This is a genomic window from Streptomyces sp. NPDC015139, from assembly GCF_043079785.1.
GTDB lineage: Bacteria > Actinomycetota > Actinomycetes > Streptomycetales > Streptomycetaceae > Streptomyces > Streptomyces albidocamelliae.
In genome coordinates, this window is the sequence record NZ_JBIBUW010000003.1 from 382900 (window position 1) to 403907 (window position 21008).

19 protein-coding genes and 1 pseudogene are annotated in these 21008 nt (G+C 72.0%); 8 read left to right on the top strand and 12 right to left on the bottom strand.

Annotated features, from left to right (window positions below; genetic code table 11):
* The first annotated feature begins 157 nt into the window (after positions 1 to 157).
* Positions 158 to 1918, top strand: a complete 1761-nt coding sequence (locus ACF08B_RS10475) for a SulP family inorganic anion transporter (protein WP_392316978.1) — start codon at positions 158 to 160, stop codon at positions 1916 to 1918.
* Positions 1919 to 1944: 26 nt separating this feature from the next.
* On the opposite strand, the gene ACF08B_RS10480 is transcribed toward ACF08B_RS10475, so the two are convergent.
* Positions 1945 to 3561, bottom strand: a complete 1617-nt coding sequence (locus tag ACF08B_RS10480; RefSeq protein ID WP_392316979.1) for an MFS transporter — start codon at positions 3559 to 3561, stop codon at positions 1945 to 1947.
* Between the two features lie 178 nt (positions 3562 to 3739).
* Between ACF08B_RS10480 and ACF08B_RS10485 the strand changes: the two genes are divergently transcribed.
* Positions 3740 to 4189, top strand: a complete 450-nt coding sequence (locus tag ACF08B_RS10485) for a VOC family protein (protein WP_392316980.1) — start codon at positions 3740 to 3742, stop codon at positions 4187 to 4189.
* 94 nt (positions 4190 to 4283) lie between these two features.
* Here the strand turns inward: ACF08B_RS10485 and ACF08B_RS10490 are convergent, their stop codons facing one another.
* Positions 4284 to 5558 carry a vanadium-dependent haloperoxidase gene (locus tag ACF08B_RS10490; protein WP_392316981.1) on the bottom strand — a complete coding sequence of 425 codons (1275 nt, stop codon included), beginning with the start codon at positions 5556 to 5558 and terminating at the stop codon, positions 4284 to 4286.
* Positions 5559 to 5877: 319 nt separating this feature from the next.
* On the opposite strand from ACF08B_RS10490, the pseudogene ACF08B_RS10495 reads away from it, so the two are divergent.
* The 3 genes and pseudogenes from ACF08B_RS10495 to ACF08B_RS10505 form a co-directional block, all read left to right on the top strand.
* Positions 5878 to 6273, top strand: a pseudogene (locus tag ACF08B_RS10495) (ferric reductase); the annotation flags it as partial.
* A gap of 44 nt (positions 6274 to 6317) precedes the next feature.
* A complete protein-coding gene (locus ACF08B_RS10500) occupies positions 6318 to 6920 on the top strand; it encodes an FMN-binding protein (RefSeq protein WP_392316982.1) in 603 nt (200 codons plus the stop codon).
* A gap of 485 nt (positions 6921 to 7405) precedes the next feature.
* Positions 7406 to 9067 carry a SpoIIE family protein phosphatase gene (locus ACF08B_RS10505; protein WP_392316983.1) on the top strand — a complete coding sequence of 554 codons (1662 nt, stop codon included), beginning with the start codon at positions 7406 to 7408 and terminating at the stop codon, positions 9065 to 9067.
* 291 nt (positions 9068 to 9358) lie between these two features.
* On the opposite strand, the gene ACF08B_RS10510 is transcribed toward ACF08B_RS10505, so the two are convergent.
* The 5 genes from ACF08B_RS10510 to sigE all read right to left on the bottom strand — a co-directional run bounded on the left by ACF08B_RS10510 (position 9359) and on the right by sigE (position 14643).
* Complete coding sequence (locus ACF08B_RS10510) at positions 9359 to 10024, bottom strand: hypothetical protein (protein WP_176985585.1); 666 nt, start codon at positions 10022 to 10024, stop codon at positions 9359 to 9361.
* 259 nt (positions 10025 to 10283) lie between these two features.
* Positions 10284 to 10715 carry a sec-independent translocase gene (locus tag ACF08B_RS10515; RefSeq protein WP_093474954.1) on the bottom strand — a complete coding sequence of 144 codons (432 nt, stop codon included), beginning with the start codon at positions 10713 to 10715 and terminating at the stop codon, positions 10284 to 10286.
* Between the two features lie 84 nt (positions 10716 to 10799).
* Complete coding sequence (locus ACF08B_RS10520) at positions 10800 to 12782, bottom strand: trypsin-like peptidase domain-containing protein (protein ID WP_392316984.1); 1983 nt, start codon at positions 12780 to 12782, stop codon at positions 10800 to 10802.
* A gap of 134 nt (positions 12783 to 12916) precedes the next feature.
* Positions 12917 to 13939 (bottom strand): anti-sigma factor family protein, encoded by a 1023-nt coding sequence (locus ACF08B_RS10525; protein WP_392316985.1) that lies wholly within the window; start codon positions 13937 to 13939, stop codon positions 12917 to 12919.
* On the bottom strand, positions 13936 to 14643 hold the full coding sequence (sigE, locus tag ACF08B_RS10530) for an RNA polymerase sigma factor SigE (RefSeq protein WP_073889272.1): 708 nt from the start codon (positions 14641 to 14643) through the stop codon (positions 13936 to 13938). Before sigE ends, ACF08B_RS10525 begins: the two co-directional genes overlap by 4 nt.
* A gap of 234 nt (positions 14644 to 14877) precedes the next feature.
* Between sigE and ACF08B_RS10535 the strand changes: the two genes are divergently transcribed.
* Positions 14878 to 15576, top strand: coding sequence for an O-methyltransferase (locus ACF08B_RS10535; protein ID WP_073889271.1), 699 nt, complete (start codon positions 14878 to 14880; stop codon positions 15574 to 15576).
* Between the two features lie 87 nt (positions 15577 to 15663).
* On the opposite strand, the gene ACF08B_RS10540 is transcribed toward ACF08B_RS10535, so the two are convergent.
* Positions 15664 to 15831, bottom strand: coding sequence for a DUF3117 domain-containing protein (locus ACF08B_RS10540; RefSeq protein WP_018544333.1), 168 nt, complete (start codon positions 15829 to 15831; stop codon positions 15664 to 15666).
* A gap of 372 nt (positions 15832 to 16203) precedes the next feature.
* Between ACF08B_RS10540 and ACF08B_RS10545 the strand changes: the two genes are divergently transcribed.
* Positions 16204 to 17007, top strand: a complete 804-nt coding sequence (locus ACF08B_RS10545) for an enoyl-CoA hydratase/isomerase family protein (protein ID WP_392316986.1) — start codon at positions 16204 to 16206, stop codon at positions 17005 to 17007.
* Between the two features lie 20 nt (positions 17008 to 17027).
* Here the strand turns inward: ACF08B_RS10545 and ACF08B_RS10550 are convergent, their stop codons facing one another.
* Both ACF08B_RS10550 and ACF08B_RS10555 read right to left on the bottom strand, forming a co-directional pair.
* Positions 17028 to 17627 (bottom strand): DNA-3-methyladenine glycosylase I, encoded by a 600-nt coding sequence (locus tag ACF08B_RS10550; protein ID WP_392316987.1) that lies wholly within the window; start codon positions 17625 to 17627, stop codon positions 17028 to 17030.
* The gene (locus tag ACF08B_RS10555; protein WP_392316988.1) at positions 17624 to 17977 is read right to left on the bottom strand and encodes a DivIVA domain-containing protein; all 354 of its coding nucleotides are present in this window, start codon (positions 17975 to 17977) and stop codon (positions 17624 to 17626) included. Before ACF08B_RS10555 ends, ACF08B_RS10550 begins: the two co-directional genes overlap by 4 nt.
* Before the next feature lie 137 nt (positions 17978 to 18114).
* Between ACF08B_RS10555 and folP the strand changes: the two genes are divergently transcribed.
* A complete protein-coding gene (folP, locus tag ACF08B_RS10560; RefSeq protein ID WP_392316989.1) occupies positions 18115 to 18975 on the top strand; it encodes a dihydropteroate synthase in 861 nt (286 codons plus the stop codon).
* Between the two features lie 28 nt (positions 18976 to 19003).
* Here the strand turns inward: folP and ACF08B_RS10565 are convergent, their stop codons facing one another.
* Both ACF08B_RS10565 and dapE read right to left on the bottom strand, forming a co-directional pair.
* Positions 19004 to 19762, bottom strand: a complete 759-nt coding sequence (locus ACF08B_RS10565) for a TIGR00730 family Rossman fold protein (RefSeq protein ID WP_392164995.1) — start codon at positions 19760 to 19762, stop codon at positions 19004 to 19006.
* A 102-nt stretch (positions 19763 to 19864) separates the two neighbouring features.
* A complete protein-coding gene (dapE, locus tag ACF08B_RS10570) occupies positions 19865 to 20944 on the bottom strand; it encodes a succinyl-diaminopimelate desuccinylase (protein ID WP_392316990.1) in 1080 nt (359 codons plus the stop codon).
* Positions 20945 to 21008: the final 64 nt, after the last annotated feature.

Consider the following 21008-nt stretch of genomic DNA (forward strand, 5'->3'; position numbering starts at 1 on the left):
CCGAGGACATGCCGGACCCGGTGAACCACCCGCTGGGGGTGAGGCCCCGCCGGCGGGTCCGGCGGACGATGTCGGGACGCGCAAGCGGCGGGATCCGACCCCGCCACGCGGGGGTGACCGGTCCCGCAGCCGTTCGGCCAGAGGAGAACGACGACCCATGCCAAGCGGTCACCTCCGCCCGCGCGGCGCCATGATCCGGCTACGGGCCGTACCCGGAGTCCGCGCGATGTCCTCCTACCGGCGCGAGTGGCTGGTCAAGGACGTGATCGCGGGGATCGTCCTCACCACGCTGCTGGTACCGCAGGGCATGGCCTACGCGGAACTCGCGGGTCTCCCGCCGATCACCGGTCTGTACACGTCCATCCTGTGCCTGCTCGGCTACGCGGTCTTCGGGCCCTCGCGCATCCTCGTTCTCGGCCCGGACTCCTCGCTCGGCCCCATGATCGCCGCCACCGTTCTGCCGCTGGCCGCCTCGGACGGAGACCCGGGCCGGGCGGTCGCCCTGGGCTCGATGCTGGCGGTCATGGTCGCGGCCGTGATGATCCTGGCCTCGGTGGCCGGCCTCGGCTTCATCGCCGACCTGCTCTCCAAACCCACGGTGATCGGCTACATGAACGGCCTGGCGCTGACCATCCTGATCGGTCAGCTGCCCAAGCTGCTGGGCTTCAAGGTCGAGACGGGCAGTCTGGTGGAGGAGTGCGTCGGCCTGGTCCGGAAACTGTCCGCCGGCGCCCTGGTGCCCGCCGCGGCCGCCGTGGGGATCGGCGGCATCGCGGTGATCCTGGTGCTCCAGCGCCTGCTGCCGAAGATCCCGGCGGTCCTGGTCATGGTGGTGCTGGCCATCGTCGCCACCACCGTCCTCGGCCTCGGCGCGCACGGCGTGAGCGTCGTCGGCGTACTGCCGCAGGGCCTTCCGCCCCTCACCCTCCCCCACGTCCGGCTCGGCGACCTGGCGCCCCTGGCCGGCGGCGCCCTGGGTATCGCCCTGGTGTCCCTGGCCGACACGATCTCCAACGCCTCCGCCTTCGCCGCCCGCACGGGACAGGAGGTCCACGGCAACCGGGAGATGGCGGGCATCGGCGCCGCCAATCTGGCGGCCGGGCTGTTCCAGGGATTTCCCGTCAGCACGAGCGGCTCGCGCACCGCGGTGGCCGAACGGGCCGGCGCGAAGAGCCAGCTGACCGGAGTCGTCGGTGCCGTGCTGATCGCCGTGATGCTCGTGCTGCTCCCCGGCCTCTTCCGCAATCTCCCCCAGCCCGCCCTCGCCGCCGTCGTCATCAGCGCGTCGCTGTCCCTGGCCGACGTGCCCGCGACGGTACGGCTGTGGCGGCAGCGCCACGCCGAGTTCTTCCTGTGCATGACCGCGTTCCTCGGTGTGGCGCTGCTGGGTGTGCTGCCGGGCATCGCCGTGGCCGTCGCCCTGTCGGTGCTCAACGTCTTCCGGCGCGCCTGGTGGCCCTACGAAACCGTGCTGGGCCGCGTGCCGGGCCTGGAGGGCTACCACGACGTGCGCTCGTACCCGCCGGCGGAGCGACTGCCGGGCCTGGTCATCTACCGGTTCGACGCCCCCCTGATCTTCGCCAACGCCAAGACGTTCCGGGAACGGGTCCTGCGGCTGGCACGGACCGACCCTCCACCCCGCTGGATCGTCGTCGCGGCGGAGCCGATCACCGACGTGGACACCACCGCCTCCGATGTCCTCGAAGACCTCGACGAGACTCTCAACGCCGAACACGTCCACCTGGTGTTCGCCGAGCTGAAGGACCCGGTCCGCCGGAAGATCGAACGGTACGGACTCACCCGGACGGTCGACCCCCGCCACTTCTTCCCCACCCTCGAGGCCGCCGTCACCGCCTTCCGCCGCCGGACCGGCGCCCGCTGGACCTCCGATCCGCCTCACCCGCCCGGCGATCGGTGAACGGCGTCAGAGCGGCGGCGTCCCGGTCAGGGCCGCGTCGAGCGGGGCTGGGACGTCGGGAGCCGCGAGGTGAAGTACAGCGCCAGGGCGGAGGAGAACGCCAGGATCGCGAGCGTGGCGCGCAGGCCGTCCAGCCGGGCGTCGGCGTTGGCCTCCAGTGCCGCCCGGGCCACGCTCTCACGTGTACCTGCTTCGTCGAGGGCGCTCTTGAGCTGCGCGTCCGACAGAAACGTCGCGCCACTTCGCAGTTCGACCGCCGCCTCGTTCTTCACCCTGGCCGGGATCGCCGGATCCTGCTCGACGCTCGCCAGGAACGACGAGGTGAGTACGGCGAGCAGAATCGATCCCGCCAGTGCCGTGCCGAGGGAGGAACCGAGGTTGGTCACGGCGTTCTGCACGCCGCCGACTTCCGCACTCTGCTCGTCCGGCACCGCGGAGACGGTGACGGAGCCGAGCTGGGACGCCAGCGCGCCCATACCGCTGCCGACGAGCAGGAGAGGGACCGTGACGATCTCCGCTCCGGCGCCCGAGTCGAGGGCGGCCATGAGCGTCACGGCGCCCGCGAACACCGCGACGATCCCGACGCGCACCACCCGTCTCGGTGAGACGTCCGGGAGGAGGCGCGGGACGAGGGTCGCGGCGGCCACCAGCGTCAGGGACAGCGGCAGAAGCCGCACGCCGGTCGCGAGCGCGGAAAGGCCCAGAGCGACCGACAGATAGAGCGGTACGACGAAGAACACGCCCATCAGGACGAGGTACTGGAAGAAGAACATCGTCAAACCGCCGGTGAGCTGCTCGTTGCGCAGCAGGGCCGGGGCGATGAGCGGTTCCCGGTGCCGCGCCACGAGGCGGGCCTCCCAGGCGAGGAAGAGCCGGATCAGCAGCACTCCCGCCAGCATCAGCCAGATGACCAGCGAGACGCCGAGCCACGACGGCGCCTCGGGCTTCGGCCGGAACCAGCCCCATTCGTCCGAGCGGAGCACACCGTAGACGAAGGTCCCGAGCCCGAGCGCGGACAGCACGGTGCCGACGAGATCGATGTGCGGACGCCTGCCGCTCGGTACGTCGGCGAGACGGCGAGCCGGCAGCAGGATCGCGATCACCACCAGGACCTCACCGGCGAACACCCATCGCCACGAGAGGTACGTCGCCGCGAAACCGCCGATGAGCGGTCCGAGCGCGATCGCCGCGGCACCCGCGGCCGCGACGAGTCCATAGGCGGCGGCACGTCGTTCGGTGGGGAAGTTGCCGGCCACGAGCGCCACGACCGCGGGCAGGATGAGCACCGCCCCGATGCCCTCCAGGAACGACCAGCCGACCAGCAGCACGGGGAGATTCGGCGCGAACGCCGTGATCAGAGACCCGCATCCGTAGACGCAGCAGCCCATCATGAACGCGCGCCTGCGGCCGATCAGCGCCCCGACCTTGCCGCCGGGGATCATGAACATCGCCATCACGAGCGTGTATGCCGTGATGGCACCCTGGATCCCGGTCACCGTCGTGCCGACGTCGGCGGCCACCGCCGCGATCGAGACGTTCATGACGGAGCTGTCGAGCGCCATCAGGAACTGACCGGCGGCGAGTGTCAGCAGGACGAGCCGCGCCCGTGCCGGGCTCTCGGCGGTGCCGGTCCCGGGAGTCATGCGCGCAGCATCTCAGCCGCCCGGAGGACCGGTCCCCGACCCCACCAAGGAAGTCAACCGGTCGGAGGGCACGAAGTCCGTCAACCGGCCCAAGCGGAACACGGAGGGCCGATGAGTTCCGGCGGACGGGCCGGTCTACCCAGCCGTACGCCGTCGAGCCACCGACTGGAGACCCGCCATGACCCACCCCGCACACCCCGGCCGCATGCTGTTCGTGAACATCCCCGTGGCGGACCTGGAGCGCAGCAAGGCGTTCTTCGCCAAGCTCGGGTTCGGCTTCAACCCGATGTTCACCGACGAGACCTCCGCCTGCATGCTGGTCGGCGAGCAGGCCTTCGTCATGCTGCTCAGCCGCGAGAAGTTCGCGGAGCTCTCGAAGCTGCCGATGGCCGATCCCACCACGCACGCGCTGACGCTGTACTGCTTCAGCGTGTCGTCCCGCGACGAGGTCGACGCGGTCAGCGCCGCCGCGCTCGCGGCGGGCGGGGTGGAGGCGGACGGCGCCGAGGACCACGGCTTCATGTACGCGCGCAGCTTCTTCGACCTCGACGGCCACGGCTGGCAGGTCATGTGGATGGACCCGGCGGCGGTTCAGCAGGGCCCCGAGGCGTTCACGGCGTCGGAGTAGGACGCCGACGCGTGAAGGCGACCGGGGTGGGCGGACACCCGCACTCCGCCCACGACCCGGTCAAAGCGTTACGGGCAGCTCCTGATCCGTGGCTTCACGCGGATCGGTCGTGGGCGGTGCGGTCCCCGGGGACAGGCTGGAAGTAGTGGTCCAGCGCCCAGGCGGCCACACGGGTGCCGGCCCGGGAGCCGGCCGTGTCGGCCGTACGGGAGTGGACGCCGCCCCACACCCGGGCGTCTTCGACGTCCCGGTCGAAGTCGTCGGCGGAACCGTAGAACCGCGTGGTGCCGGTGACGTCGGAGGGCACGTAAAGGTCGATGCGCGAGGTGCCGAGGACGCCGGTCAGGGCGCGTGCCACGGCGGCGGCGACGGTCGTGTGGCCGGCGACGTAGTCCGGGTGGGGTGGAGTGAGGAGCAGCGGCTCCCAGGCCGGGTCCGCCGTCGTCGCGGGGTTGCCGTCGGTGTCGGCGAGGCGGATGGCGGTGATCGGCCGCCAGGAGCCGTAGTGGAGCTTGGCGTCCCACGCGGTGATGACGGCGTCGGTCGCCGACGCGTTCACCGCGGCGAACAGCCGGGCCGTCTCCGCGATGCCGAGCCGATGCCGGGCGGCATGGTCCCGCACGGCCGTCTGCACCTGTTCCACGAGGTTGCCGCTGAAGAAGAGGGCGGTCTCGGTCTGCTGCGCGTTCCGGCCCGAGCCGGTCTTCGCGCCCATGGCCTTCAGCTCCTGGACGTCCGCGGCGTAGGCGGCCGAGGAGAGGGCGGGCGGCGCGCCGGGGCGGAACTGCTGCGGAGAGGCGAGCACGAGGGGACGGAGCCTGGCGAGCCAGGTGTCGATGAAGGGCTGGAACGCGGGCGGGGTGGGCCGCCAGACCCCCGGTGCCGGGGCAGCGGTGAACGGAACGTCCGCGAACCTGCCGTCCCCTTCCCGGAGTTCGACGATGCGGGCGGCGGCGCGCTTGCCGTAGCCGACGCCCAGGTCCCTGGCCCGGCCGGCCGGAAGAGCGGCGAGCGAGTCCGCGTAGGCGGTGTCGAGCCGCTCCTTGAAGGCGGGGAAGTAGGTGAGCAGCACGTCATGGGCGGCGGTGGCGGCGGCCGCCGCGGAGGACGCCTTGGCCGGACCGCGCTCGTGCCACTGGTACAGGGCGTAGCCGCCTTCGATCCCCACGACGGCGTTGTACACGGCGACCGAGACGAACCCCTCCCAGATCGCCCCCTGCCCGGAGGGGCGCGGGCCGAGACTGGCCTTGATCGTGTCGGTGGCGACGGCGTTCCACTCACGGACCACGGCGGCCGGGTCCGCCGCGGTCCGGGTTTCCGTGTCGGGGGGACTCGTCGCGGCGCTGAGCGTCACGAGGGCGACGGCCACGACGGCACAGGCGAATGCCCGGACGCGCGAACGCGGAGGGACGGGCAGAGGGGGCTCTTGAGGCACGACGGGCTCCCTGGAGTCGAGTGCCCCAGGCTTAGCAACGGCCCCCTCGCCCGAGCAAGACAACGCGCCGCGAAGCTACTCCGACCAGCACAAAGCCCCCTCCCTGCCGGGGAGGGGGCTCGGCTGTGCAAGCTCTCCAGGAGCCGGCGGCCGCGTACGCCTCAGTGCGAGTGACCGCTCGATGCCGGTGTCGGGCCCGTGTTCTTCACCGTCAGGGGCAGCAGCTTCTTGCCCGTCGGGCCGATCTGGATGTGGGTGTCCATCTGCGGGCAGGCGGCACACAAATATGGTTGCGCGGTTGTGGGGCGCCGGCGTCACACCCCTGCGGGCCCTGCTCGAGACGCTACCCGGCGCACCCGGCGACCTGACGCTCCTCTACAGGGCCCGCACGGCCCAGGAACTGGCCTTGCGGGACGAACCAGAGGAGATCGCGGACGAACGCGGGGCCCAGCTGCTGTACGCGGTCAACGGTCCGGGCGGGCGACGGCCCGCGATCACCGCGAAGATGCTGCGCAGGATCCTGCCGGACATCGCCAGTCACGACGTCTACCTGTGCGGTCCTCCGGGACTGGCCGAGTAGTCCTACGCCGCACTCCGCGAGGCAAGGGCCCCGCACCGCCGCATCCACCATGAGTCCTTCGAGTTCTGAGGCAGAGCTGTGACGCTCCATATCACTGACGCGCTGGGAGTCTCATGAAGAAGAGGCATCCGCTCCGTCACGCGCTGCTGGCCACCGTCGGCACGGTCTCCGGCATTGTGCTGCTGCTCGCGCTCAAGCCGACCACTGACCCCTCGCTGGCACAGGCCGAGCCCGCGATGACGTCGAACGCCACCGTGTCCCTGTCTCCGTCGGTGTCCGCGCACTCCGTGTCCGCCTCGCCGTCCCCGTCGAGGACACCGAAGAAGAGGCACACTCCCCCCTCTTCCCCCTCCGCGAGCACGTCGCACGCGGCATCGTCCGCCCCCACGAGAACCAGCAGCGCTGCCTCCGCCCCGAAGACCACCTCGGCCGCCCCCACCACTCGTACCGTCGCCGGCGCCACGGCTCAGACGAAGTACGGCCCGGTCCAGGTGCGGATCACCCTCACCGGCAGCAAGATCACCGGAGCGAGCGCCGTCCAGTCTCCCGATGAAACGGCGCGCAGTAGGGACATCAACTCCACGGCCGTCCCCAAGCTCAATCAGGAGACGCTGCAGGCGCAGAGCGCGGACATCGACACGGTGTCCGGCGCCACGTACACCAGCGCGGGCTACAAGCAGTCCCTGCAGAGTGCCCTGGACCGGGCCGGCGGCTGAGCCGGGCAGCGCACTCGGCGGAGTGGCCGCCGCGGCGGTCCCGAGCCGAGCCGTCGGTGTGCTCGGCCTGGACAAGACCCAAGGCGTCCGGGAACGGCACGCCGACAGCCCACCAGTGCCGCGCGTCAAGCGACCGGCATGGTCCGGGCGGAAGAACCCCCTTTGCACGCCTGGCCGACGCGGTCTGCCAGCTGGGGTGTCTGGCACAAGATCCGTAAAGTCACTACCATGCGCACGATCCGGCCACACCCGGCTCGCTCAGGCGATCTTCCCTGGAAGAGCGGGAGCGCATTCAGCTGCGAGCCCCCCGTTCACCTATTGGAGGGGATAGTGTCGCAGTCCCGTAAGGTCTCAAGTCGCCTCACTGGCTGGTTTCCATCGGCCACCCACTACAGTGCGTGGCCGATCCGGTTGAGCACCGTTGATCCCTCAGAGGGAAGTAGTTCACGCCGCGGCAGGGAGATCTAGTGAAAGACGTCGGGTCGGTGCGTACTGCCGTATTCCGGGAAGACGAGTCTGATTCCGGCGCCTTCCAGGCCAGCGCGAGCATCGTGCAGGCGGGCTTCTACTGCTGGGAGATCGCCACAGGCGAGGTGAGCTGCGATCCGCTCACCCTCGCGCTGCACGGCATGCCCGAGAACGGCCCGTCGGACATCACGAGCTTCCTGGCCGCCGTGCACGAGTCCGATCTGGCCGATGTGCGCGATGCCTTGGGTCTGATCGCGGAATCCTGCGGCAACTACCAGATCGAGTACCGCGTCACCTCCAACGACGGCCGGCACAGGTCCCTGGAAGCCCGGGGCCGCGTCCTGCCCGGCGCTGACGGGCTGCCGGCCCGCATGGTCGGAGTGGTCATGGACACCACGGCCGTCCATGAACGCCACGAGGCGGAGAAGCGGCGGTTGTACGAGCGCGCCACCCGTGACCGCTGGATGCGGGAGCTGACCTCGGCTCTGGCCGCCGCGGTGACGGTCAAGGACATCATGACCGCCGCACAAGCAGGATTGCGTACCTTCGGAGCGGACGCACTTGCGGTGATCGCCCCGGTAGGGAACCGGTTGACCGTCGTCGCCTCGTGCGCCGACGACGAGCAGAAGGAGGACTCCCTTCGAGACCTCGACGCCACGGCCCGCACACTCGTGGAGGAGTCACTCGACCGGAGGGCGCCCGTTCTCGTTGGCTCCGCGGACGCACTGATCACCGGTCATCCGCACCTGGCACCGCTCGCGCAGTCGGCCCCGCAGGCATGGGCGGCAGTGCCGCTCACGGACTCGCGCGGCCGCGCCAGCTCCTGCCTCGTCAGTTTCCCTGAGCCGCAGGAATTTCTGACCGAGGAGCGGGCCCTCCTGGTCGCCGCCATGGGACTGCTCGCCCAGTCACTGGAGCGAGCCGGCATGTACGAGTCGGAACATGCACTCGCCACCGAGCTCCAGCGTGGCATGCTGCCGCGCGGGCCGCTCACCGTGCCGGGTGTGACCATCGCCGCCCGCTACCAGGCTGCCACCTCCGGCATGTGGATCGGTGGCGACTGGTACGACGCCATCAGCCTGCCCGACGGTGGCGTGGCTCTGGTCATAGGAGATGTGCAGGGACACAGCGTTCACGCCGCGTCTCTCATGGGGCGGCTGCGTACCGCCGTGCATGCCTACGCGAACGAAGGGCACCCGCCCGCGGCCGTCCTGGAACGAACCAACCGCCTGCTGGCCGAGCTGAACACCGACCCGGACATGGCCCTGTTCGCCACATGCTGCTACATAGCACTCAACCCCTTCGACGGAACGCTCCGGATGTGCCGGGCTGGTCATCCGGCCCCAGCGCTGATCACGCCCCGCAAACCGCCGCGCCTCCTGGAGGTCCCCGGCGGCCTCCCTCTGGGAATCGACCGGGAGCAGCGGTACCCCACCACCCGCCTTCGCATCGCTCCCGGCAGCGTGCTCGCACTGACCACCGACGGCCTGCTCGAGGCCGTGAACAAGGACATCGACCAGGGCACCGAGAGGTTTCTCCGAGGTCTGCGAGGCGCTCCCACGGCGGACCTGGAGACCGTTGTCGACGACCTCCTCGACGGTACGCAGAAGGCTCACGGCCTGGGCGACGACGTCGCTCTGCTCCTGGCTCGTCTGAATCGGCCCGGCCACCGCAGCTGACCCCGTCTGCTCACAACGGCCCTCGATCGCTGAGCACTTGTGTCAGCGGCCGACCGAGTTCGCCCGCGCCATGGTGCTGCCCGAGCAAGGCAACGAGCACCAAAGAAAAAAAGACCTCTGTCGAACGCCGTCAACAGGCAGGGTAATTTACGTCGGTGGCTGGGTCTGCCTGGTCATGCTCCATGCGGGCCTTGAGCATGCCGCATCGGCAATGTCGCTGGATGTTCTGAGGCACCGCACTCGAACGCCGTACGGCGAAGGGGGCGCCGCGTACCGCCGGCGCCCCCTTCGTCATGCGTAGGCGGCGACGTCCTTCACCACGGCGAAGCCGAGCCCGTACGCGCTCATCCCCCGCCCGTACGCCCCCAGGTGCACGCCCGCCCCGGTCGTACCGGCGAGCACCCAGCCGAACTCCGACTCCCGGTAGTGGAACGGCACCGCCACCCCGTCCACCGGCAGCGAGAGCGTGGACCACTCGGAGCCGTCCAGATCGTCGGCCAGCGCCCAGGCGGTCTCCGTCTGCTGGTCCAGCCAGTCGTCCCGCAGGGTGTGGTCCATCTGCCCGGGCCAGGTGAAGGACAGCAGTCCCACCCCGGCCAGCCATGCCGCCGAGGACACCGAGGTCGCCTCCAGCAGCCCCGTGCCGTCCGCGCTCCTGCGGGACGGATGCTCGGCGACGGTGACCACGACGGCGAACTTCTCCCGGGTCTCACCGGCCGCGAGGGCCTCGCCCCGCACCGAGGGCTCGTCACCGTGCCCGATCGAACCGTGCTCCACGGCGCCGTCGGCCGCCGTACCGACCTGCATCAGCCAGCGCGGCCCGGTGAACGCCTCGTCGAGGCCGTACCACGGGAAGGGCGCCAGCAGGTAACCGTCGACCGTACGCCGGGCGGAGGGGAGCTGCTGTCCGCCCTCCGCGGCCGGCGTCTGCGCGCCCACCCGACTCGTCGTCTCCATCTGCCCGGACGCCTCCTCGCTCTCGTCGGACCGGCGTGGCCCGCCCCCCTTCGGGCGTACGCGTCCGGTCCGCACAACAACTCGGCAGCATATCCACACCTGTGCGGGCCGCAGGGCAGGTGCTGGAGGCGTGGGTCGGGCGAACGGCCTGATCAGGCCGTGTGCGACGGGTGCGCGCTATGAGACGCGTCACGTGCGCGGGATACGCCGACGCCCGCGTGTCGACACGCGGGCGCGGAAGGGCGGGAGGAGGCGGGGGTCAGGTGGCGTCCGCGTCGAAGGGGGGCCGGTGGTCCTCGCCGGGTTCCTCGGGCTTCTTGGTCATGTCGATACGCCCGCCCGAGGAGGAAGAGCCCGCGGACCCGTTGTCCCGGCTGTTGACGGCATCCGTGACCTCGGCCATCTCCTTCTTCAGGTCGAAGCCGTTGCGGATCTCCTTCAGCCCGAGGTCCTCGTTGTCCAGCTGCTTGCGGATGAACGTCTTGGGGTTGAGGTCCTCGAACTCGAAGTCCTTGAACTCCGGGCCCAGTTCGGTGCGGATGTCGTCCTTGGCGCTCTCCGAGAACTCGCGGATCTTCCGGATCGTGCGCGTGACGTCCTGAATGACCTTCGGGAGCTTGTCCGGACCGAAGACGAGCACGGCGAGCACGACGATCGTCACCAGCTCGAGTGGTCCTATGTCATTGAACACCTGACGCTCCTTGCGATGTCCTCGGTCGCTCAACGGTACCCGGCGTTCCCGTCCGACCGGTACCGTCCCGAGGTGAGACTTCTGTCAGTTCTGCTCCGAGGCGCCCAGGACGAGTGAGACCTCCCGGTCGGTCCCCCCGCGTTCGACCGTCAGGCGCAGCCGGTCGCCGGGGCGGTGGGCGCGGATCTTCACGATCAGCTCCTCGCCGCTGTGCACGCGCTCGCCGCCGACCTCGGTGATGACGTCGCCGCCCTCGAGACCCGCCCGTTCGCCGGGGCCGCCCTTGATGACGGCGGGTCCGCCGCCCGCGCTCTTGTCGTCGATGCGGGCGCCGTCACCCGTGTAGCCCATGTCGAGGGTGACGCCGATCACCGGGTGGGTGGCCCGGCCGTCGTTGATCAGTTCCTCGGCGACCCGCCTGGCCTGGTTCACGGGGATGGCGAAGCCGAGTCCGATGGAGCCGGCCTGGCCGCCGCCCGACCCGGAGCCGCTGCCGGCGGAGCGGATGGCGGAGTTGATGCCGATGACCCGGGCCCGGGAGTCGAGCAGCGGGCCGCCGGAGTTGCCCGGGTTGATGGGCGCGTCGGTCTGGAGGGCGTCGACGTAGCTGACGTCGCTGCCGTCGCCCTTCTCGCCGCCGGCCGTGATGGGCCGCTCCTTGGCGCTGATGATGCCGGAGGTCACGGTGTTGGCCAGGTCGAAGGGGGCGCCGATGGCGACGACGGGATCGCCGACCCGGACGTCGTCGGAGTTGCCGAGGGGCAGCGGGGTGAGGCCGTGCACGCCGTGCACCTGGACCACGGCGAGGTCGTAGCCGCTGTCACGGCCGACGACCTTGGCCTTGACGGTGTCGCCGGTGCTGAACGACACGGATATCTCGCCGCCGGATCCGGCGGGCTCGACGACGTGGTTGTTGGTGAGGATGTGCCCCTGGCCGTCGAGCACGAAGCCGGTGCCGGTACCCGCCTCGTCGGCGCCGGTGACGTGCAGGGTGACGACGCTGGGCAGGGCGCGGGCGGCGATCCCGGCCACGCTGTCCGGCGCGCGTCCGGCGGGCACGCTCCCGGCCTGCGGCAGGTGCACCTCGCCGCCCAGTCCCTCGCGCTCGACGTACGCGCCCGCGACGCCGCCGACGGCCGCGGAGACACAGGCGACCAGCAGCGTCCACCCCACCGCCAGCCGCCTGGCCCGTCGGCGCCGCTGCCCGGCCGTCGCCACGGCGGCACCGGTCTGCTGCAGCGGCCCGTGCCCGGCCGGCTGCTCCTCGGCCGCACCGGCGGCCCAGGGGTCGTACCGCCCCCAGGGCCCCTGTCCCTCCGGCTCCGAGGCGCCGGGAGCGGGTACGGCTGTGGCGTGCGCCGCCTCGGGCGCCACGGGAGCGGCGCCCCTGGGCGCGGGTACGGCGGTGTCGTGTGCCGTTCCCGGAGCCACCAGCCCTGGCGGGGAAGCCGACGGCGGCGCCGCGGGCATGCCCGGCGGAAGGATGTCCGTGCCCTGCGCCGGTTCAGGCGCAACCGGCACCGGCGCGGGAGCCGCGGGCATCGTCGCGGGCATACCCGGCGGGAGGACGGCCGTGCCGGGAGCGGGTTCAGGCGCCACCAGCCCTGGCGCGGAAGCCGACGGCGGCGCCGCGGGCATGCCCGGCGGAAGGATGCCCGTGCCCTGCGCCGGTTCAGGCGCAACCGGCACCGGCGCGGGAGCCGCGGGCATACCCGGCGGAAGCACGGCCGTGCCCTGCGCCGGGGTGGTCGAGGGGTGTTGTACCGGCGGGGCCGGGGCCCATGGGCCGGGCTCACCGTACGGAGGGGTGCTGTAGGGGTCGGGGTCGTGCAGCGGCCTGGGCCGCTCGGCGGCCGCCGACCAGGCGGATTCCCCCGTGCCGGCCTCCCCGGCGGGCGCGCAGGCGTCCGCCGGGACCCGCACGGGACGCGCCAGTTCGAAGTCCCCGGCGCCCTCGGCCGCGACGTCGGGCGCGGTCGCCGGACGGACCGACTCGAAGTCGGCCGGCGTCGTCCCCGCCGCTCCCGCCGGATCCGGCTCCGGCGGGACACGGTTCCCCTCGTTCATGCTCTCCCCACGGCTGGCCGCGACCGCACGCTCGCACGGCGGCCGCGGAAAGTCGACTGCGCCCCCGGGTCATCGCCGCGGGCACGGCCCTCACCGGATTCAACCAGGTTCGCGGGCCGTGGCGCAGGGGCCGGTCAGGGGGTTCGCTGAGGTGTGGCGGGAGACACCGAGGGAACGGAGGCGTTGTCGGGGACGGGGGCGGACAGGAGACCGGAGCCGGTGGCGCCGGGAATCGTGGACAAGTCGGTGAGCGGGAGGGCCACCGTCTTGTCCAGCGGGCGTATGAGCGGGGACACGGCTGCCGCACCGGCCATCACCGGCGTGGTCAGGCCGCGCACCAGGTCGCCCTGGTCCTGCCCCGCGGCCGGGGAGGCCACGCCGGGGACCAGGGGGGCGGACATGGCGGTCGGCGCCGCCGGCGTCCGGCCGAGCTGCCCGCTGCCCGGGGCCGGGGCGAGCAGCGGTCCGACCGCACGACGGCGCTGGGTGTCGGGCGTGGCCGCCCCGGCACCACCGCCTGTCCCCGAACCCGTGCCCGCCGAGCGCGCGGGCACGACGTTGCTGCCGGTGCCGGAGCCGCGGGCCTCGCCGGTCAGGTCGCCGGGAAGGGCGGTGGTCACGCCGCCGAGGGCGACCGCGGCCAGCGAGACCGCACCGGCGGCGGCGACTGCGAACCGCATCCCGCGCGAGGCGGAGCGGCCGTCGTCCGGGCGGCCGACGGGATGTATGCGGAAGCCTCGCTCCTCCGGGACGGTGGCGGCGTGGCCGGGGCGGGCCGGGACGTACCCGAACGCGAAGCGCTCGTCACGGCTCACTCCGAAGACTCCCGGGGTCCCGGTGCCCGGGGCCCCGCCGAGAAGTCCTCCCCCGGGCGGCGGCGTGCCGCCGCCGTCGAGGTCACCTCCTCCGGGAAGGCCCTGGAGCCGGGCCAGGAAGCTCTCCGAGAGCGGAGGCGGGGCCGCCTCCGCGAACACGTTCTTCAGCCGGCGCTGTGCGTCCGCCTCCGCCCTGCACCGGGCGCAGGTGGCCAGGTGCGCGAGGACGCGTTCACGCGTCTCATGACCGAGCTCTCCGTCCACCAGGGCGGAGAGCCGGTCTCCCAGGTGCTGCTCTGCGAGGTGTGCCTCCTCGACAGGTTTCGGTCGAGATCCACTCACGCGGTCGCGCCCCCTCCCCCCAGAGCGGGGACACGGGCCATGAAGGAGCGCCGCTCGGCCGCGCGGGCCTCCGGGGAGCGGTGCGCGAGGGCCTTGCGGAGCTGCGAGCGCCCGCGGTGGATACGGGAGCGGACCGTGCCGAGCTTGACGCCGAGGGTCGCGGCGATCTCCTCGTAGGACAGTCCCTCGATGTCGCACAGGACGACCGCGGCGCGGAACTCCGGCGCCAGGGTGTCGAGTGCCTGCTGGACGTCGGCGTCGAAGTGCGCGTCGTTGAAGAGCTGCTGCGGGGTGGGCTCGCGGCTGGGCAGGCGCTCGGCCGCGTCGTCGCCGAGGGCGTCGAAGCGGATGCGCTGCTTGCGCCGGACCATGTCCAGGAAGAGGTTCGTGGTGATGCGGTGCAGCCAGCCCTCGAAGGTGCCCGGCGAGTAGGTCGAGAGGGAGCGGAAGACACGGACGAAGACCTCCTGCGTGAGGTCCTCGGCGTCGTGCTGATTGCCCGTCAGACGGTAGGCCAGGCGGTAGACGCGGGCGCTGTGCGTACTGACGATCTCGTCCCACGTGGGCGGAGTCCACGCCTGCCCGTCCGCGTCGGTGGAGAAGGTCGCGGTCTGGGCGTCGCCTGCGGCGGCGGCGCGGCTGTCAGCAGCGGTGTCGGTCACGGATTTCGGCCTGCCCGCCGATCCGAGGAAGCGCCGTAGCACTCCGCCCCGATCCCCAGGCGTAGCCGCACCTCCCCTGTCGGCTCTGGTGGTGTCCAGTGGAGCCCCTACCATAGCCACCTCGCCCGTTAGCTCCGGATAAGCGGTTTTACGAGAATTTGATACACGCTGATACGGCTCATACGGCTGCGTCAGCAGTTGCTCGGCGTCCTGATCCACCTCTTACCCCCCGTCGGGTCCCGGGCCACCGGCTCAACCCTCTAAACGTCCGGCCTCATCTGCGGGTTCCCGAGGCCAACGGATACAGTCACGCCCAGGCAACCACGGGGACGGGAGAGGGTCATTACCGCCAACCGGCAGACGAGCTGGGCGTTCGCCGACGCCTTTGTCGCCGAGGACGAAGCGCTGCGCTGGGCCCGCGACCGGGCCCGCGAGGCAGGGCTGCGCTCGGTGTCGCCCGGCGCGGGCGCCGCGCTGCGACTGCTCGCCGCCTCCGTGGACGCGAAGGCGGTCGCCGAGATCGGCACCGGCTGCGGTGTGTCCGGAATCCATCTGCTGCACGGCATGCGTCCGGACGGGGTGCTCACCACGGTGGACCCGGAGCCGGAGCACCAGCAGTTCGCCCGGCAGGCCTTCCGCGCCTGCGGCTTCGCCAGCAACCGGGCCCGCTTCATCCCCGGCCGCGCGCTGGAGGTACTGCCCCGGCTCGCGGACGCCGGCTACGACCTGGTCTTCTGCGACGGGGACCGGCTGGAGTACCTCGACTACCTCGCTGAATCGTTGCGCCTGCTGCGGCACGGCGGCCTGGTGGTCTTCGAGGGGGTCTTCGCCAACGGCCGTACCGTCGACTCGGGACCGCAGCCCACGGAGGTCCTGCGGCTGCGGGAACTGCTGCGCGCGGTGCGCGAGAGCGGGGAGCTGATCCCGTCGCTGCTGCCGGTCGGCGACGGGCTGCTGTGCGCCGTCAAGCGGTGACCCGCCGGGCGCGGGGCTCGCGGAACGCGGCTGCCCCGACACCGCGTACGATGCCGGGGCAGCCGGAAGGTCAAGAGCGCTGGGTCGTCAGACGACGACCTTCTTGAGGGCGTCGCCGAGCGCCTCGGCCTCGTCAGGGGTCAGCTCGACGACGAGTCGACCGCCGCCTTCGAGCGGAACGCGCATGACGATGCCCCGCCCCTCCTTGGTCACCTCGAGCGGGCCATCACCCGTCCGCGGCTTCATGGCCGCCATGCTCGTTCCCCTTCCTGAAACCCAGCTCATCGTCTACCGCCGGCCCAGGCAGGGCCCCCGCGGTCCGAAGCGGACACGCGACACCGGCATCGAACACATTGCTTCCCAGCCATTATCCCGCATCGCAGGACCCGATGACCAACATCAGTCGGCATCGCTTGGGCAACGCGCGCGAGCAAAACCACCCAATTCGGCGATGTGGCTGCGATACTGCGCCACCGCACGGACCTTTGTCCGCCGGCTCCGCTCCGGATTTCTTTGACGCAGGTCACACGTCCGCTCCGACCCCCGGCCGCCGATCTCCGCCATGCTGTCCTCAGACAGGGGCGTACCGAGCGGTACGTCACCAGCCGCGACCGGAGGGGATGCGCCATGGCCGACACCGTGCTCTACGAGGTGAGCGACGGACTCGCGACGATCACGCTGAACCGCCCCGAAGCGATGAACGCGCTGAACATCGCGACCAAGTCCGCTCTCCGGGAGGCGGCGGAATCCGCGGCCGGGGACACGGCCGTACGGGCGATCCTGCTCACCGCGGCCGGGGAGCGGGCCTTCTGCGTGGGCCAGGACCTCAAGGAGCACATCGGGCTGCTCGTCAGCGACCGGGAGGCCGGGACCAGGCACACGATGAACACGGTCAAGGACCACTACAACCCGATCGTGCGGGCCCTCGCCGGGGCGCCCAAGCCGGTGGTCGCCGCGGTCAACGGCGTCGCGGCCGGCGCCGGCTTCGGTTTCGCGCTCGCCGCGGACCACCGCGTCGTGGCGGACACCGCGTCCTTCAACACGTCGTTCGCGGGCGTGGCCCTGACCGCCGACTCCGGCATCTCCTGGACGCTGCCCCGGGTGATCGGCCCGGGCCGCGCCGCCGACCTGCTGCTCTTCCCGCGCAGCATCAGCGCGCAGGACGCGCTGGAGCTGGGGATCGCCAACCGGGTCGTCCCCGCCGCCGAGCTGCGCGCCGAGGCGGAGCGGACGGCGCGGGCGCTGGCCGAGGGGCCGACGGTGGCGTACGCGGCGATCAAGGAGGCGATGGCCTACGGGCTGACGCACTCCCTGGCGGAGACGCTGGACAAGGAGGACGAGCTCCAGACGCGCGCCGGTGCCTCCGAGGACCACGCGATCGCCGTGCAGGCGTTCGTGAACAAGGAGAAGCCGAAGTACCTGGGCCGCTGACGGTCCCCTCCGGCCCGTCCTCAGCCGCCGGACGGGCCGGACACCCGCGCCACGCATGTCTCCAGGTGGTCGTTCACCAGTCCGCAGGCCTGCATGAGCGCGTACGCCGTCGTCGGGCCGACGAATCTCAGGCCCCGCTTCTTCAGGGCCTTCGACAGGGCCGTCGACTCCGGGGTGACCGCGGGGACGTCGGCGAGGGTCTTCGGGGCGGGGCGGCCGGCCGGCTCCGGGGCGTGCGACCAGATCAGCGCGTCCAGCTCGCCCTCCGCCCAGTCGGCGAGCACGCGCGCGTTGGCCAGCGTCGCGTCGACCTTGGCGCGGTTGCGGATGATGCCCGGGTCGGCCAGCAGGCGCTCGCGGTCGGTGTCGGTGAACGCGGCGACCTTCTCGACGCGGAAGCCGGCGAAGGCCGCGCGGAAGCCCGGGCGGCGGCGCAGGATCGTGATCCAGGACAGGCCCGACTGGAAGGCCTCCAGGCTGAGCCGTTCGAAGAGCGCGTCGTCGCCGTGGACCGGGCGGCCCCACTCCTCGTCGTGGTACGACACGTAGTCGTCGGTGGACAGGGCCCACGGGCAGCGCAGGGCTCCGTCCGGCCCGGCCACGGCGTCCCCGGCGCTCATCGCCGGTCCTCCGGTCCCGGCTTGTCCAGGCGGGTGTGCGCGACGGCGGCCCGGGCCCCGGCCAGCGCGGACTCCAGGTCGGAGATCCGGGCGTCCCGCTCGGCGAGCTCGGCGGCGAGACGGCCCAGCGCGTCGTCGACGTCGGACATGCGGTAGCCGCGCGGGGCCACCGGGAAGCGCAGGCTCTCCACGTCCGCGCGCCCCACCGGGCGGTCCGCCGGCAGCGGGTCGCGCAGCCGCTCCGGGGCCGCCTCGGGCAGCGGGCCGCTCTCCCCGCCGCCCACCACCGCGAGTGTCACCGCGGCGACCACGACGGCCAGCGCGACGACCAGGAACAAGAACATCACCATTGCCAGGGGTCCCCACGCTCTGTGCCGGACGCTGTGCCGGACGTCGTAACTGTCAGGGTCCGATCGTGCCATGCGAGTCTGACGGTTAGGGTCACAGGCGGCCGTACTGCGGGACGTACTAGGAGAGGTCACAGCGGATGCTCAGGCTGGGCAAGCGGGAATTCGGGCCCCACGAGCCGGTGATCATGGCGATCGTGAACCGGACGCCGGACTCCTTCTACGACCGGGGGGCCACGTTCCGCGACGAGCCCGCCCTCGCGCGCGTCGAGCAGGCGGTGGCCGAGGGCGCCGCGATCATCGACATCGGCGGGGTGAAGGCCGGGCCGGGCGAGGAGGTCACCGCCGAGGAGGAGGCGCGCCGGACGGTGGGCTTCGTCGCGGAGGTGCGGCGCCGCTTCCCCGACGTGGTCATCAGCGTGGACACCTGGCGGGCCGAGGTCGCCGAGGCGGTGTGCGAGGCGGGCGCGGACCTGCTGAACGACGCGTGGGGCGGGGTCGACCCGGCGCTCGCGGAGGTCGCGGCGCGCCACCGCGTGGGGCTGGTGTGCACGCACGCCGGGGGTGCGCGGCCGCGGACCCGGCCGCACCGGGTGTCCTACGACGACGTCGTGGCCGACATCCTGCGGGTGACCGTGGGGCTGGCCGAGCGCGCCGTGTCGCTGGGGGTGCCGCGGGAGTCGGTTCTCATCGACCCCGGGCACGACTTCGGGAAGAACACCCGGCACAGCCTGGAGGCGACGCGGCGGCTGGACGAGATGGTCGGCACCGGGTGGCCGGTGCTGGTGTCCCTGTCCAACAAGGACTTCGTCGGCGAGTCGCTGGACCGGCCGGTGAAGGAGCGGCTGATCGGTACGCTCGCGACGACCGCCGTGTCCGCGTGGCTCGGGGCGCAGGTGTACCGGGTGCACGAGGTGGCCGAGACCCGGCAGGTGCTGGACATGGTGGCGTCCATCGCCGGCCACCGGATCCCGGCGGTGGCCAGGCGGGGCCTGGCCTGACCGCCGGGGGCTCCGGCCGGGGGCGGCGCTAGCGGGCCGCCTCCTTCGAGACCAGGGCCACCGCCTCCTGCACGTCGTCCGTCACGTGGAAGAGCAGCAGGTCCTTCTCCGCGGCCTTGCCCTGGGCGATCACCGTGTCCCGCAGCCAGGACACCAGGCCGCCCCAGTACTCGCTGCCGAACAGGACGATCGGGAAGCGGGTGACCTTCTGGGTCTGGACCAGGGTGAGGGCCTCGAAGAGCTCGTCCAGGGTGCCGAGGCCGCCCGGGAGGACCACGAACCCCTGCGCGTACTTCACGAACATCATCTTGCGGACGAAGAAGTAGCGGAAGTTCAGCCCGATGTCGACGTAGGAGTTCAGCCCCTGCTCGAAGGGCAGTTCGATACCGAGCCCCACCGAGGTGCCGCCCGCCTCGCACGCGCCTCTGTTGGCCGCCTCCATCGCGCCCGGACCGCCGCCCGTGATCACCGCCCAGCCGGCCTCCGCCAGCCCCCGGCCGAGCCGGACGCCCGCGTCGTACTCCGCCGAGTCGACCGGGGTCCGCGCGGAACCGAACACGCTGATGGCGGGGGGGAGTTCGGCGAGGGTGCCGAAGCCTTCGATGAACTCCGACTGGATGCGAAGGACCCGCCAGGGGTCGGTGTGGACCCAGTCCGAGGGCCCACCCGCGTCCAGCAGCCGCTGGTCCGTGGTGCTGGCCGTCACCTGGCCACGCCGTCGGAGGACCGGTCCGAGCCGCTGCTCGTCCGGCGGCTGCTTCTTCCCGTGGGGGTCTCCGGTCGCCATGTGCGCTCCCTCCGCTTGCCGGTGGTTCGAGCTCAGCCTAGATCTACGCGGGTTACAGAGGGGGGAAGTGCGCGTGTCCGGCGCGCGGCCGGGCCCGCCGCGCTACGCGGTGAGCCAGTCGCGCAGGCGCTCCTCGCCCGCCAGGATCTTCCCGGTTGCCACGCGCTCGTCACGCTTGTGGGCCAGGTGCGGATTGCCCGGTCCGTAGTTCACCGCGGGGATGCCGAGCGCGGAGAAGCGTGAGACGTCCGTCCAGCCGTACTTCGGCTGCGGGGTGCCACCGACCGCCTCGATGAAGGCCGCCGCGGCCGGGTGGGAGAGGCCGGGCAGCGCGCCGCCGCTGTGGTCGTCGACGACGAACTCCTCGACGCCGCAGTCCGCGAACACCTCGTGGACGTGGGCGATCGCCTCCTCCTCGGTGCGGTCGGGGGCGTAGCGGAAGTTGACCGTGACCACGCACTCGTCGGGGATGACGTTGCCGGCGACGCCGCCGCCGATGCCCACCGCGTTCAGCCCCTCGCGGTACTCCAGGCCGTCGATGACCGGGTAGCGGGGCTCGTAGGAGGCCAGCCTGGCCAGGATGGGGGCCGCCGCGTGGATGGCGTTGGAGCCCATCCAGCCGCGCGCCGAGTGGGCCCGCTCGCCCTTGGTCCGCAGCAGCACCCGCAGGGTGCCCTGGCAGCCGCCCTCGACCTCGCCGTCGGAGGGCTCCAGCAGGACCGCGAAGTCGCCGGCCAGCCACTCCGGGTGCGCCTCGGCCACGTGCTTGAGGCCGTTGAGGTCCGCCGCGACCTCCTCGTTGTCGTAGAAGACGAACGTGAGGTCGCGGTTGGGGGCCGGGACCGTGGCCGCGATGCGCAGCTGCACCGCCACGCCCGCCTTCATGTCGCAGGTGCCGCAGCCCCACAGCACGCCGTCCTCGTCGAGGCGGGAGGGCACGTTGTCCGCGATCGGGACGGTGTCGATGTGGCCGGCCAGGATCACGCGCTCGGCGCGGCCCAGGTGGGTGCGGGCGATCACGTTGTTGCCGTGGCGGTCGACCGTGAGGTGCGGAAGGGCGCGCAGGGCGGTCTCGATCGCGTCCGCGAGCGGCTTCTCGGTACCGCTCTCGGAGCGGAAGTCCACGAGCTGCGCGGTGAGCCGGGCGGCGTCGAGCGAGAGGTCAAGCGAGGTGTCGGCCATGGTCCCGACCCTAGCGCGCCATCTCCGCGGGCCCGCCCGCCGCGCTTTTCGGACCCACGGCCGG